The 13,228-nt window shown below is 65.4% G+C and carries 9 protein-coding genes; 5 read left to right on the top strand and 4 right to left on the bottom strand.

From position 1 onward, the window contains the following. Positions 1–168: 168 nt before the first annotated feature. On the top strand, positions 169–1,365 hold the full coding sequence (locus tag VN706_06965; GenBank protein HXT15354.1) for a type II secretion system F family protein: 1,197 nt from the start codon (positions 169–171) through the stop codon (positions 1,363–1,365). A 276-nt stretch (positions 1,366–1,641) separates the two neighbouring features. Then, on the top strand, positions 1,642–2,172 hold the full coding sequence (locus tag VN706_06960) for a hypothetical protein (protein HXT15353.1): 531 nt from the start codon (positions 1,642–1,644) through the stop codon (positions 2,170–2,172). Between the two features lie 59 nt (positions 2,173–2,231). On the opposite strand, the gene VN706_06955 is transcribed toward VN706_06960, so the two are convergent. Further along, positions 2,232–4,892 carry an ADOP family duplicated permease gene (locus VN706_06955; protein HXT15352.1) on the bottom strand — a complete coding sequence of 887 codons (2,661 nt, stop codon included), beginning with the start codon at positions 4,890–4,892 and terminating at the stop codon, positions 2,232–2,234. A 10-nt stretch (positions 4,893–4,902) separates the two neighbouring features. Next, positions 4,903–5,247 carry a PadR family transcriptional regulator gene (locus tag VN706_06950; protein HXT15351.1) on the bottom strand — a complete coding sequence of 115 codons (345 nt, stop codon included), beginning with the start codon at positions 5,245–5,247 and terminating at the stop codon, positions 4,903–4,905. A 358-nt stretch (positions 5,248–5,605) separates the two neighbouring features. On the opposite strand from VN706_06950, the gene VN706_06945 reads away from it, so the two are divergent. After that, the gene (locus VN706_06945; GenBank protein HXT15350.1) at positions 5,606–6,955 is read left to right on the top strand and encodes an amidohydrolase family protein; all 1,350 of its coding nucleotides are present in this window, start codon (positions 5,606–5,608) and stop codon (positions 6,953–6,955) included. Here VN706_06945 and VN706_06940 read toward each other — a convergent pair. Both VN706_06940 and VN706_06935 read right to left on the bottom strand, forming a co-directional pair. Beyond that, a complete protein-coding gene (locus VN706_06940; protein HXT15349.1) occupies positions 6,952–9,606 on the bottom strand; it encodes an ABC transporter permease in 2,655 nt (884 codons plus the stop codon). The genes VN706_06945 and VN706_06940 overlap by 4 nt on opposite strands. After that, entirely contained in the window at positions 9,603–9,932 is a 330-nt protein-coding gene (locus tag VN706_06935) for a hypothetical protein (GenBank protein HXT15348.1), read from the bottom strand. Before VN706_06935 ends, VN706_06940 begins: the two co-directional genes overlap by 4 nt. Positions 9,933–10,061: 129 nt before the next feature. Between VN706_06935 and VN706_06930 the strand changes: the two genes are divergently transcribed. Both VN706_06930 and VN706_06925 read left to right on the top strand, forming a co-directional pair. Then, the gene (locus VN706_06930; protein ID HXT15347.1) at positions 10,062–10,397 is read left to right on the top strand and encodes a helix-turn-helix transcriptional regulator; all 336 of its coding nucleotides are present in this window, start codon (positions 10,062–10,064) and stop codon (positions 10,395–10,397) included. Further along, on the top strand, positions 10,394–13,168 hold the full coding sequence (locus VN706_06925; GenBank protein HXT15346.1) for an ADOP family duplicated permease: 2,775 nt from the start codon (positions 10,394–10,396) through the stop codon (positions 13,166–13,168). Before VN706_06930 ends, VN706_06925 begins: the two co-directional genes overlap by 4 nt. Positions 13,169–13,228 lie beyond the last annotated feature (60 nt).

Genomic DNA, 13,228 nt, shown 5'->3' with positions numbered 1-13,228 from the left:
GAAAGGCGCCAAACGCGGTTTCGGCGGGTTCCGGCTTCGTAATTCTTCGTAATCTTTGGCCCGGTCGGATCGTCTTCAGAGGGAGCAAAGAGGGGCGAAGAGGGGCAGAGGGGCAAAGAGGGGCAACGCCGCCCGCGGACCATTCATCCGACGAACGAGCTGTCACGCATGCCGCAATTCACGTATACCGCGCGCGCCGTCAATGGCGACCTGAAGCAAGCGACCATGGACGCGCCGAATCGCGACGAGGTCATCAAGCAGCTTCGCCAGCAAAAGTTGAACGTCATCAAGATCGACGAAGGCTCGTCGACGCCGAAGAAGCGGTTGGGGTCGATCAAGATGCGCGACATCGTGATCTTCACCCGCCAGTTCTCGACGATGATCAACTCGGGACTGCCGCTGGTGCAGGCGCTGGACATTCTCGCGCAGCAGAGCGAGAACCCGGCGCTGAAAGCCGTGACGCGCCAGGTGGTGTTCGACGTCGAGTCGGGCAACACGGTCGCCGACGCGCTGCGCAAGCATCCCAAGGCGTTCAGCGAGCTGTACGTGAACATGGTCGCGGCGGGCGAGGCGGGCGGTATTCTCGACACCATCCTCATGCGTCTGGCCGTGTTCATGGAAAAGAACGACGCGCTCGTTCGCAAGGTGAAGGGTGCGATGATTTACCCGGGCGTCATCATGAGTGTGGCGGCGATCGCGATCACCGTGCTGCTCGTGTTCGTGATCCCGACGTTCGAGACGATGTTCTCGAGCGCGAACATTCCGCTGCCGATGCCGACGCGCATCGTGATCAACCTGTCGCGGGGCCTCAAGAGCTACTGGTACCTGCTCGTTGGCGCGATCGTGGCCGGCGTGGTGAGCCTCAAGCGCTTCTACGCGACGCCGAACGGCAAGCTGACGATCGATCGCCTGTTGCTCAAGGCGCCGATCCTGGGCGACGTGCTCCGCAAGTCCGCCGTGTCGCGCTTCACGCGCACGCTCGGCACGCTGATCTCCTCGGGCGTCAGCATTCTCGACGGCCTCGAGATCACGGCCAAGACGTCGGGCAACCGGGTGATTCAGGATGCGATCATGGAATCGCGCGCGTCGATCGCGGGCGGCGAGACGATCGCGGCGCCGTTAAAGAAGTCTCAAGTGTTCCCGCCGATGGTCATCTCGATGATCTCGGTCGGCGAGCAGACGGGCGGCCTTGATGAAATGCTCACGAAGATCGCGGACTTCTATGATGAAGAGGTCGATGCGGCCGTGGGCGGGTTGCTCGCGATGATGGAGCCGCTGATGATCGTGTTCCTCGGCGTCGTGGTCGGTGGCATGGTGGTGGCGATGTATCTGCCGATCTTCGACATGGTGAACGCGGCGGGGTAAGCGTCATCCCGAGCGAAGCGAGGGATCTAACGTCACGAGAGAGGGGCATTCGGCGTTACGCCGAATGCCCTTTTTGCCGAATGAGCCGCGGTTACGTCGTCACAATGGCCCGGCACCAATCCTCGTCGATGAAGGTCGCTACGTATGAGCAAACTCGAATCGACGCTCGCTGATGCGGATATGCAGGGCGCACCGCGCGCCACGGCGTACGAAATGCGCGTCGTGGTTTCCGGAAACCGATGTCCCAACGATGGTCCTCTGCAAGGCTCGGTTCACATGAAACAGATGAAACAGATCTTCAATCGTGCCGCGGTGCTACTCGTCGTCACGGCGTGCGTCGGCAAGCCTGACGCGCCGGCGATTCAACTGACCGACGTCGGTTTCGTCCTGCACTTGCCCCCGGCGATGCAGCAGGCGCTCGACGCCACGGCACCGGGCTTTCAGCCGGTGCGTGCGACGAACTTTCGGTCCGATGTGAGCCAAGCCGCGGTCGCTGGCGGCGGAGGCCCTCCCGCACTCTCGGCCACCGTTGGCGACTTCGATCACGACGGGACGGTTGACGCGGCCGTCGAAGGAGCCGCGCCGGGCGACTCGGCCCTTCGTGTATTCGTAATTCTCAACGGGGCAACGCCGAGGGCGATTGAGGTGGCGAGGTTCGCGAGCTATGACGCCGATGCGGTCGGCATTTATCTCACCGGTGTGACCGGCGGAGCGACCGGCGCGTTCGAGGTGGTCAGCTATCCCGATTCGTCGACGCTGTTTCGATACGAGAACGGAAAGTTTCAGGGCTCGAAGATCGGGAGTTGAGGAAAGGACGCGCGCACGTAGATACAACCGCGATGCGCTCTTCAACGGCCGCGCATCTATCAGCCCTCACTCGCGAGCGCACGTACCGGGTCGATGTGCGCCGCACGCCGCGCCGGGATGTAGCCCCCGATAGCGACGCCCAGGAGCAAAGCAGCGGCCGCGCCGGCGAGCGCCGCAGGGTCACCGCGCCGAACCTCGAACAGCTCCGAGGTGAGGAATCCAGTCCCAACAAGCGTCAACACGCCTCCGAGTGCGACCCCAACGAGCGCGACCCGGACCGAGTTCGCCAGAGCAAATCGGACGACGTCGGCGCGCGTTGCGCCGAGCGCGATGCGAATGCCAAGCTCGCGAGTCTGCGCCCGGACGACAAATGCAACGACGCCGTACACTCCGACACTCGCGAGAAAGAGCGCGAGCGCCGCGAAGACGGCGAGCACGAACGCCTCGACCCTCGGGCGACTGAGCGGTCCGGCGAGCACGTCGTCCATTGTTTGTGCGCGCCAGAGCACAATGTCGTGGTCGCTCGCCGCCGCCGCGCGACGCAGATCGGGAAGCAGAGTCGCAAGCTCGCCGCGCGACCGCACTGCGAAAATTCCCTGCTGGAAGGCTTGTGGATATGACAACAGCACGGTCGGCGTTGGGGTACGCAGCGAGCGATAGTTGAGTGGCTTGATAACACCCACCACGGTACGCCATGCGGTGTCGCCCGCGCTGGTGGTGCCCGCGAATCGCAGCTGCTTACCCAGCGCGTTCTCTCCCGGCCAGTACTGGTTTGCCAGGTCCGAAGTCACTACCGCGACGTCGGGTGTCCCCAGACGATCGGCCGCGCTGATGCCGCGTCCGCGGACGACCGAGGCATCAAATGCTTTCGAGAACTCCGGGCCGACGGCGTCCCAAGACACGTACGGCGCGTCGGCGCTGCTGAGCGCCGGCCGATCGCGCACGTCGAAGCGTGCGGCGAATACGTTCGATCCCGTGAACGGCCACGCGAGCACTGGTGTGATCGCGACGACGCCAGGCACCGACCTCATTTGACGTTGCGCCGCGTCGAAGGCGTCGTTGAACTGTTGCGGCGTGCCATACTTGTGAAAGGGTGCCGTAATCTGTACGATCGAAAGATGCGTGGGATCGTATCCGAGGTTCGCGTCTTCGAGGTGCACTAAGCTTCGCAGCAGCAGTCCCGCGCCCGCGAGCAGCACCAGCGCGAGCGCCAGCTGCGCCGCGACGAGTGCGGAGCGAACGGAGCGCGCATGACGGGAATCGGTCCCCGCACGGCTGTCGGAACGCAACGCTTCGATCGCCGGGCTGGCCGACGACACAGCCGGCAATACACCAGAGAGAAGGAGCGCCATCGTCGTCGCGACCGTTGCCACAGCCAGCGCCGCGGGCGACAACGCAACCTCGTCGATGCGCGGAACCCCGGCCGGCGCCACGGCTATGAGAATCCGGAGCAGCAGCTCCGCAACGCATGCTCCGAGGACGGCACCGGCGAGTGCGAGGACGCTGACCTCAACGGTGAGCTGGAGTGCGAGGCGCCGCGAGCTCGCGCCGAGCGCGCGACGAACGGCCATCTCGCGTGCCCGCGCAGTCGAGCGAACCAGCATGAGGTTGCTCACGTTGACACACGCAATGAGCAGCAGTCCCACGACGGCAGCAACGAGCACCGTGAGCCCCCGCCGCGCCGATCCAATGATGACTTCCGACAACGGTTGCACGACGGCATCGCTTGCCACGAGCGAGCGCGCGCCGAGGCTCGTGGGAAACGCTCGCGCGTCGTTGCGAATGAACACCGCGAGCTCGGCGCGGGCCGCGTTCGGCGTCGTGCGATCGCGCAGTCGACCGACGAGATCGACGGCCGGGTACTTCGTCGGGACGATCGGCAGCCAGTAGTCGGCGCCATTCGGGTACTCGAGGCCGGCAGGCGCGACCCCGACGATGGTCGCCGTCATCTCGCGATTCAGAATTGTCACACGGCGTCCAACTGCTGTTCGGTCGCCGCCAAATTCAGATCGCCAATATCGCTCGCTGATCACGATGACCGGCTCCGCACCGATCACATCGTCCTCGCGGCGCAGCAGTCGGCCGCGAACCGGAATGGCGCCGAGCACCGCGAAGAAGTTTCCGGTGACGACGGCCTCGCGTGCGTGACGCGTCACGTCGCGATCCTGTAGGGGCACCAAACTGGTGCCGTAGTGGGCGAAGCCGGCGACGTCCGCCAGTGTCGTGGTCGAACGCCGAAAGCGTTCGTATCGATCGAGGATCGTTGGAACTTCCGTCGCGGCACCGGGTGCGGTTGCCCACAGCGCAACCACCCGATCCTGCGCGCGGATCGGCAGTGGCCGAATCAAAACGGTGTCCGCAACGGAAAAGACGGCGGAGGTGGCGGCGATCCCGAGGCCGAGCGTCGCGATAGTCGTCACGCTGAACGCAGGTGCGCGGCGAAGCGCCCGCAGAATGATGCGCAGATCCTCAGCCAGTGATTGCACCGCATCCCTCCAGGTGTTGTACCGATGAACGGCACGATCGTGCGCGTAGAGCGCGCGCTCAACGGCGACCAGGTCGCCGAATCGTTCGCGGGCCAGCTGTTCCGCCGCGGCGCGTGTTGCACCGCGGCACTCGTACTGAGAGATGAGCGATTCGAGATGAAAACGCAGCTCATCATCGATGTCGCCGTCGATGTCGCGGCCCCAAAAGCGCGCATAACGTCGCGATGCGCTCATTGCTTGCCTCTCAGCTGAGCGCTGGTGCCGCGCGCATGACGCGCGTCATCGCGCGCGAGAACCGGTGCCACGCCGCGGCTTCATTGCGCAGATACGCGCGCCCTGCAGTCGTCAACCGGTAGTAACGGGCGCGTCGGTTGTTCTCCGACAACCCCCAATCCGAGCTGACATATCGCTTGTCCTCGAGGCGGCGGAGGGCGGGATAGAGCGACCCTTCTTCAACGCGCAGTGCGTCGTCCGTCGTTTTCTCGATCCAGCGAGCGATGCCATAGCCGTGGGCCGATTCAGCGAGGAGAGCCTTCAGAATCAGTACCTGCAGCGTGCCTTGCAGTAGATCGCTAGACTCGATCGGCAATTTACCCTCTCCCTGTCACGTCTATGGGAGAGCTAATATGAGGCCGCGCATGCCGCAAGAGACCGGCACGACAATGTGAGCATCTTCATCTCGGGTAAGGCACCGGGCAACGGGAACGTTGTCATCCAGGACGGCGCATACTACGGGCAAAAGGTCACGGTGAGCCTGACGAGAACCGTCACGTGCTCGGACGACAGCAGCGGCCCGGTCCTCAGCGGCCAAGTTCTAGCGCAAGGAAGGGTTCGGGACGATCTCGCTGGACACCTGAGGATGAGCGGTTGTCGCTCGGCGTAGCGCTCGTGGCGGTACGCTTCGCCAAGCGCCATCTTCCGGCTCGAACCCAACCGAGTCGCTCGCGATGCTCCACCGAACTGTTCGTCTATTCCGGCTCACCGTGCTGGCGCCATTGTTCGCCAGCACGGGAATGCCGTTGCTGGCACAGGCGCCGGCTGCCGACCGCGCGCTCCTTACCGAGATCCGTCGCATTCGCGCGATCGACAATCACTCGCACCCGCCGAAGCTCGTGGCGGCGGGCGAGAAGGATGATGAGTTCGACGCCTTGCCGTGCGATCCGCTCGAGCCCACCGCGCCCGGGCTGATGACACGACCGGAAAACCCGCAGTATCTCGCGGCCTGGAAAGATCTGTGGGGCTACCGCTACGACGATCGCACACCGCAGCACGTACGTGAAGTCATCGCCGCCAAAGCGCGCGCGCACGCCGCGCATGGCGACGACTATCCCGCATGGATACTCGGCCGCATCGGGATCGACATGGAATTGTCCAACCGCGTGGCGATGGGCCGCGGATTGAACGATGCGCATCATCGCTGGGTGCCGTTCGACGACGCGTTGCTCTTTCCGCTCGACAACAGCCCGCTGGCCGCGCAGACGCCCGATCGCAAGTTCTTTTTCTCGCGCGAGGACATGCTGCGCGGCCGGTACATGCGTGACATCGGCGCCGGCGCGCTCCCCGCGACGCTCGCCGATTACGTGCATCGCGTCGTGACGCCCGTGCTCGAACGACAGAAGCAGCAGGGCGCCGTCGCGATCAAGTTCGAGGTCGCGTATTTGCGTTCACTCGATTTCGCCGCGGCCGGCGAGCGTGATGCGGCCGCCGTGTACGAGCGATACGCGCGCGGCGGCGCGCCCGACACCGTCGAGTACCGCCATTTACAGGACTATCTCTTTCGATACGTCGCACGCGAAGCGGGGCGGCTCGGACTTCCGGTGCACATCCACACCGGCGCGGGGTGTGGCGGCTATTTCTATCTTGGTGGCGCGAACCCGTTGCTGCTCGAGCCGGCGCTCAACGATGCGAGCCTTCGCGGCACGACGTTCGTGCTGCTCCACGCCGGCGCGGTCGCGTACACGCAGTCGATCGGCTATCTCACGATGAAGCCGAACGTCTACGCCGACCTCTCACAGCTCACGTGGATGGAGTCGCCGGAACATCTCGCGGCGTCGCTGCGCAATTGGCTGGAATGGTATCCCGAGAAAATTCTATTCGGCACCGATCTCTACCCGAACACGCCTGAGATCGACTGGGAGGAGGTCGGGTGGCAGGCGAATGACACGGCGCGCCGCGCATTGGCCATTGCGCTCACCGGTATGATGCGCGACGGTGAGGTCACGCGGACGCAAGCGCTCGTCATCGCGCACGACGTGCTGCACGACAACGCCGCGAAGCTGTACGGCTTCGCGCGCTAATCCGCGCGAAGGGCGGTCATTGGATCAACTCTGGCTGCCCTCCGCGCGGGTCCGTACGCCGTTGCAATCACGAGCGCGGTAAGCAGCGCGGATGCGGCGAAGAGCAGTCTGCCGTCGTACGGGTTGACACCCACCAGGAACACGGCGAGCCACTTGCCGCTGAGCAACGCGAGCGCGGCGCCGATCGCGATACCGATCGCCGCGACACGAAGCGCGTCGACCACGACGCGCCGGCGCACGTCGTGCGCGGCTTCGCCCAGCGCCATGCGAATGCCAATTTCGATCGTGCGACGACTGACCGAGTACGCCACGACGCCATAAATCCCGATCACCGCGAGCGCGAGTGCCAGCGCACCGAGCGTCGCCATCAGCGCGGCGCGAAAGCGCTGCGCACCGAGCGATCGCGCGACGCGCTGATCCATGGTCGCGATGTCGGTGAGCGCGACCGTCGGGTCGATGGCGCGAAGCGCCGTGCGCGCCCCGGCGATGATCACCTTCTCCGAGGCGGTGGTACGTATCACCACGTAACGCCACCGCCGAGGTGCCTGCGTCGCCGGCACGTACAACACGGGCCCCATCTCGTCAGAGAGCGACTCGAGATGAGTCGACGCAAGGACGCCGACCACGCGCCAATGTGGTTGCCCGTTCCAGTTGATCCGTTGGCCGATGGGATCGCGCCCCGGGTACATGCGTCGCGCCGCCTCCGCGTTCAACATCACTACATGTTCAGCGCTCGAATCATCCTGGGCGGTGAACGATCGACCGCGCAGCAGCGGAATTCCCAATGCGCGCTCGAAGCCGGGGGCATCGACGGAGATGAAGGCCTGCGGGTTCTTCGCGCCTTGATCGCCCCGATCCTCCTGAATGAACGTATCGAGGAAGCAGCACCCGCCGAACGGCAGCAGCGTCGTCGTCGAGACCGACGTCACACCAGGAAGCGCGCGCAGCGCCGTCGTTACCTCGCTGTAGTAGTGCTCGATGGCGGCGCCGGAAAAGTGGCGTTCTCTCGACGGGTAGGTGTGAAACGTGAGCGTGTGCCGTGAATCGAATCCAGGATCGACGCGCTCGAGGCGCCAGAACGTCTGGCCGAGCAATCCGGCGGAAAAGAGCAGCGCGAGCGAACCCGCGACTTGCATCACGATCAAGACGCGACCGGTCCGCCGTTCGCCGCGGTGCCCGCTCGATCGGCTGCCGCCGCGCAGATCGTCCGTCAAATTCGGCCGCACGATGCGACGCGCGGTGGGGATCGCCGAACAGACTGCCGCCGCGACCGTGACGATGACGGCCACGAACACGACGGGCATGCCGATTCCAATCTCGTCGGCGCGGGGCAGTGCGTCGGGATAGATCGCGACCAGGAAGTGCGTCAGCACCGGAGCGATCAGGAGTCCAAGGACGCCGCCAATGGCCGCGAGTACGAGGCTCTCCGTGAAGACCTGCCGGCGCACGCGCGACGGCGTACCACCCAGTGCCGAGCGCAGCGCGAATTCGCGAGTGCGGGCTTGAGCGCGCCCGAGGACGAGGTTCGCGATGTTGATGCACGCGATGAGCAGCACCGCCGCGATCGCCGCGGCGAGCAGCTCGAGCATTGGCCGCACCGAGCCGACCACCGCTTCACGAAGGGGGACGATGCGCGCCGACAAATCATGATTAGAGTTCGCGAATTGCACGGCCAGCAACGCCGCGACCGATGCGAGATCTCGCTGCGCCTGCTGGAATGACGCGTGCGGCTTGAGCTTCGCGGCCGCGGTCGCCCACAGCGCGCCGCGATTCTTACGAAACGAGGTCGACAGGATGCCGAGCGGCAGCAGCAAGTCCACCGACTCGCGCGGGAAGACATAGCTGTCTTCGGCCAGTACACCGACGACGGTCACCGGCTCGTTGTCGATGCGGATGGTGCGCCCGACGAGCGCTCGATCGCCGCCGAACTCGCGCATCCAGAAGTCGTACGACAACACCGCTACCTTCGGCGCGCTCGACGAGGAATCCGTCGCGGTGAGCAGCCGGCCAAGCGCCGGTCGCAGCGCGAACACGCGCGCGTACGCGTCATCGACCTCGAGGGCGCGCGGGTTCTGCGGGTCTACGCCGTGCTGCAGAGTCACGTCACCGCGCGCGAACAGCGTGATGTCGGAGAAGTCCGGCACCAGCCGCCGAAAATCCATTGCGTCGGGATACGCGACCGTCGGCGCGACCTGCTGGCCGCGAACGACCGTCTCCAGCTGAACGACGCGATCCGACTCAGGAAAGGGAAGCGGGCGCAGAAGCACACCCTCGGTCGCACTGAACACGGCGACCGTCGCCGCGATGCCCAACGTCATCGTCGAAACGATTGCGATTGATGCAAGTGGGCTGCGCCGGCTCAGACGAAGCGCGTAGCGGACGTCGACCATGGCGTCGGACCAGCGCGCTCGTGAGGTCGGAGCGTCAGACGCATCGCGCCGGCTCAGACGACGTGCAACGAGCGGCACAATCGAGCGGACGGCTTCGCCCCAATACCACGCGCGCGCCGCGCGGATACCGTCGCGGTGCACTCGTTCGTCGAACGCGTCACGGAAATCCGAGAGCACGAAGCGGCGATCGTTCGCCGGCGATGCGATCGCCACCAGCCATTCGGCGATCCGCGGCGGAGCCGCCGTGTCGGCGCGTGTCATGTCTTCGCTCCGAGCTCGAGGCCTTCGATCATGCGCGCGACGGCGACGGTAGACTGACGCAACGCGCGCGTGCCGGCCGGTGTGATGCGTACGTACTTCCGCGCCCTGCCGCCGGGGATGGGGAGTGGGTCGGACACGTGAAAGACGACGAATCCCTTGTCGGCGAGTCGGCCTGCGGCGGCGTGAATTGCGCCGAGCGATGCCGGGCGTTTCGCGCGCTGCTCGATGTCTTTCTTGATGGTGACCGCGTACGCCTCGGCGCCGAGCCGGAGGAGTGCCGCAAGCACGAGGAGCTCGAACTCTCCGAGGAATTGGCCTTTGGGCATGGCGAGATGATATACAAACGCGAAGAAATAGACAAGAGGGAGCGACCCAACCCTTTCAGCCTGACGGCTGTCCCATGAACGTGGGAGGACGGTCCTTGCGACTCAAATTAAACAAAGTTTAGTTCACGCATGGCGAAAGGCGACTATCTGGGCGAGTTCGAGCACCTCGTGCTCCTTGCGATCGTCCGTGCTGGTGGACAGGCCGGCGGTGCGGACATTCACGGCGAGATCGAACGGGCGTCGCGGCGCGGCGCGTCGCTGCCCGCGGTCTACGTCACGCTCGGACGTCTCGAGCAAAAAGGCTTCGTTCGAACGGCCGACGTCGTCCCGCAGGAAGAGGGCGGCGGACGACCGCGACGCTTGTTCGAGGTCACGCGCGCGGGAACGACGGCGATGCGCGCCACCCGGCAAGTTCTCGAGCGCATGTGGCTCGATGCACCGGCGGTCGCGCGTCCACGCCGATGACACGCACACCGTCGTCGCACGCGCCGCCACGAGCCGCCGAGCTGCTGCTGCGCATCCTGCTGCCGCGAACGATACGTGAGGTGCTGCTGGCCGATCTTGCCGAAGCGTACGCGAGGCCGGGTCGCCGCCAACGCGTGGCCTGGTACTGGGGCCAGGCCGCGAGGGCGTGCTGGCCGCCGACGTTGCTGGCGCTCTACGCCCAAGAACGCTCATCGGAAGAGAGAATGGTCATGCCCGAACCGACGTCGATCCTCGAGATCCTGCGATACGACGGCCGCCTTGCGTTGCGCGGCTTCCGCCGCCGGCCGTTGTTCACCGCGATGATCGTGACGACGCTCGCCTTGGGTGTCGGCGCGAACGCGACGATGTTCGGCATCATCGATCGCGTGTATTTCGAGGCGCCGCCGCACATCGCGAATCCCGATCGCGTGGCGCTCCTGAGCTTTGGCACCGCCGTCGACAATTATTCACAGACGGCGCAGCCGTACGTCGTCAAGACCGCCCTCGAGCGAGAGGTCTCCGACTTCGACGGCGTTGCCGTCGCCACGATGAGTGTCGGACACCGACAGTATTTCCCGGTCGGCCGTGGCGCGGTGGCGACGCGCGTTGCGGGAGGACTCGTCAGCGCGAACTATTTCTCGCTACTCGGCGTCAAGCCGCTGCTCGGTCGATTCTTCATGCCCGAGGAGGAAGTCGAGTCGAACGCGCCGCGCAGCGTCGTACTCGGCTACGGCTATTGGAAGCGCCGCTATGCCGGCAGCCGTGACGTTATCGGTGAGACCATTCCGATTGGGCCGAACACGTACACCGTCGTCGGTGTCGCGCCGCGCGGATTCACGGGAACGGAAATGCGCGACGTCGATGTGTGGCTGCCGATCGCCGGCGCGGAAGGACTGCGATTCGACAGCAGCCCCGATTGGGCGACGAGCACCAACTCGCAATGGCTGCTCGTGCTCGCGCGATTGAAGCCTGGTGTGACCGAACAGCACGCCGCCGCGCAGGCGGGTGCCGCGTATCGCGCGCTGATGCGAACGTCGCTCAAGCGTCCGACTCCGGCGCTCCTGGCGTACTACGACTCGACCGGTGTATCGGTCGGCTCGATCATTCCGGGAAAATCACGGGGGAACTGGGGCTTATCCGGCTCGTCGGGCGGCGCCGCCGTCAGCACAATGCTCGGCGGCGTCGCGTTGATGGTGCTGCTCATCGCGTGCGCGAACGTGGCGAATCTGCTGCTGGTCCGCGCACTCGGCCGGCGACGCGAGATCGCGGTTCGGCTGGCCCTTGGCGTTAGCCGGCGCCGATTGGTTGCGCAGCTCGTCGTCGAGGGTGTGCTGCTTTCGTCAATTGGAACCATTGTCGCGTTCGGGATCGCGGCGCTGGCGTCGCCGTTTTTGCGCACGTGGCTCATTGGCGACGGCGCATGGTCCGACGGCGTGCTCGGCGTGCGCACGCTGACCTTCACGGGCACGCTCGGTGTCCTCACCGGCGTCGCCACCTCGCTCGTACCGGCGCTCGAGGCAAGCCGGCTCGACGTCTCATCGTCGCTCAAGGCCGGCGCGCGCGAAGGGTCGATTCAACGGTCGCGAACGCGTACCGTGCTGCTCGTCGCACAGGCGTCACTCGCGATTCTCCTCCTGTCCGGCGCGGGCACATTCATTCGCAGCCTGCGCAACGTTGCCGGTCTGGATCTGGGCATCGATCGCGATCACGTGGCGCTCGTGAGTTTCACGCCGGCCGTGCTGTCGATGTCCCTCGACGAAACCCGCGCGCTCTTCGATCGATTCGCGGAGCGGGCGCGAACGATTCCTGGTGTCGCGTCGACCGCGGTGACGATCGGACTTCCATTCAGTCTCTCCTGGAACACACGAGTGTACACGCCGGGTCGTGACGTGCCGCGGCTACGCAACCCAACGGTGCAATACGGTGTCACCCCGGCGTACTTCGACGTCCTTGGGATTCACTCTTTGCTTGGACGCTCATTCACGAGTAGTGATCGCATGGGCGGCGCGCCGGTCGCCATCGTCAATGAAACAATGGCGCGGCTGTACTGGCCGAATCAGAGCCCGGTGGGTGCCTGCATCAAGATCGGCGCCGACAGCATGCCCTGCACGACCGTCGTTGGCGTCGTTACCAACACGCGGCGCCAGGATCTCGTGGAGGGGCTGGTGCCGCAACTCTATCGCCCGCTCGATCAGCTCACGCCGGAACAGTCGGAACACACGGTCGACTTCTTCGGTTACACGCTCGTCGTCCGCTCGGCCGGCGACGCGTCGACGATCGTCGAACCGCTGCGGCGTGCGGTGCAGGGAACGAGTGGCGCCGTGCCGTACGCGAACGTGCAAACGATGAACGATTTGCTCGGCCGGCACACACGAAGCTGGGTGCTCGGCGCGCGGGTATTCACGGCGTTCGGCGCGCTCGCGTTGCTGCTCGCGGGAATCGGGATCTTCAGCATTGTCGCATTCACGATCGGCCAGCGCATGCACGAATTCGGCGTTCGTGCGGCCCTCGGTGCGAGTGGCGCGGACATTCTTCGTCTGACCCTCGCGCGCGGCATCGCGCCGGCCGCGGCGGGGATCGTCGTGGGAATCGCGCTGACGCTTGTGGCGGCGCGGTTCGTCGAATCGCTGGTGTTCCAGGTATCGGCGCGCGATCCGATCACGTTGGGCATCGCAAGCGCGGTCATGCTGGTCTGCGCGGTGGTCGCGGCGTTCGTTCCGGCGATGCGCGCGACGCGCGTCGACCCGACGATCGCGCTGCGATCAGAATAGCGAAAGGCGTGCGAGCTCGGGATGCGAGATCGAACCTCTGGTCTCGCGTCCCGGAAGCCT

This window comes from Gemmatimonadaceae bacterium (assembly GCA_035606695.1).
GTDB lineage: Bacteria > Gemmatimonadota > Gemmatimonadetes > Gemmatimonadales > Gemmatimonadaceae > JAQBQB01.
This window is presented reverse-complemented; position numbering and strand designations above follow the sequence as displayed.

Excerpts from the sequence above, each read along its gene's own strand:
- VN706_06965 (HXT15354.1), top strand. The coding sequence starts at position 169 with ATGCCGCAATTCACGTATACCGCGCGCGCCGTCAATGGCGACCTGAAG.
- VN706_06960 (HXT15353.1), top strand. The coding sequence starts at position 1,642 with ATGAAACAGATGAAACAGATCTTCAATCGTGCCGCGGTGCTACTCGTC.
- VN706_06955 (HXT15352.1), bottom strand. The coding sequence starts at position 4,892 with ATGAGCGCATCGCGACGTTATGCGCGCTTTTGGGGCCGCGACATCGAC.
- VN706_06945 (HXT15350.1), top strand. The coding sequence starts at position 5,606 with ATGCTCCACCGAACTGTTCGTCTATTCCGGCTCACCGTGCTGGCGCCA.
- VN706_06940 (HXT15349.1), bottom strand. The coding sequence starts at position 9,606 with ATGACACGCGCCGACACGGCGGCTCCGCCGCGGATCGCCGAATGGCTG.
- VN706_06935 (HXT15348.1), bottom strand. The coding sequence starts at position 9,932 with ATGCCCAAAGGCCAATTCCTCGGAGAGTTCGAGCTCCTCGTGCTTGCG.
- VN706_06930 (HXT15347.1), top strand. The coding sequence starts at position 10,062 with ATGGCGAAAGGCGACTATCTGGGCGAGTTCGAGCACCTCGTGCTCCTT.
- VN706_06925 (HXT15346.1), top strand. The coding sequence starts at position 10,394 with ATGACACGCACACCGTCGTCGCACGCGCCGCCACGAGCCGCCGAGCTG.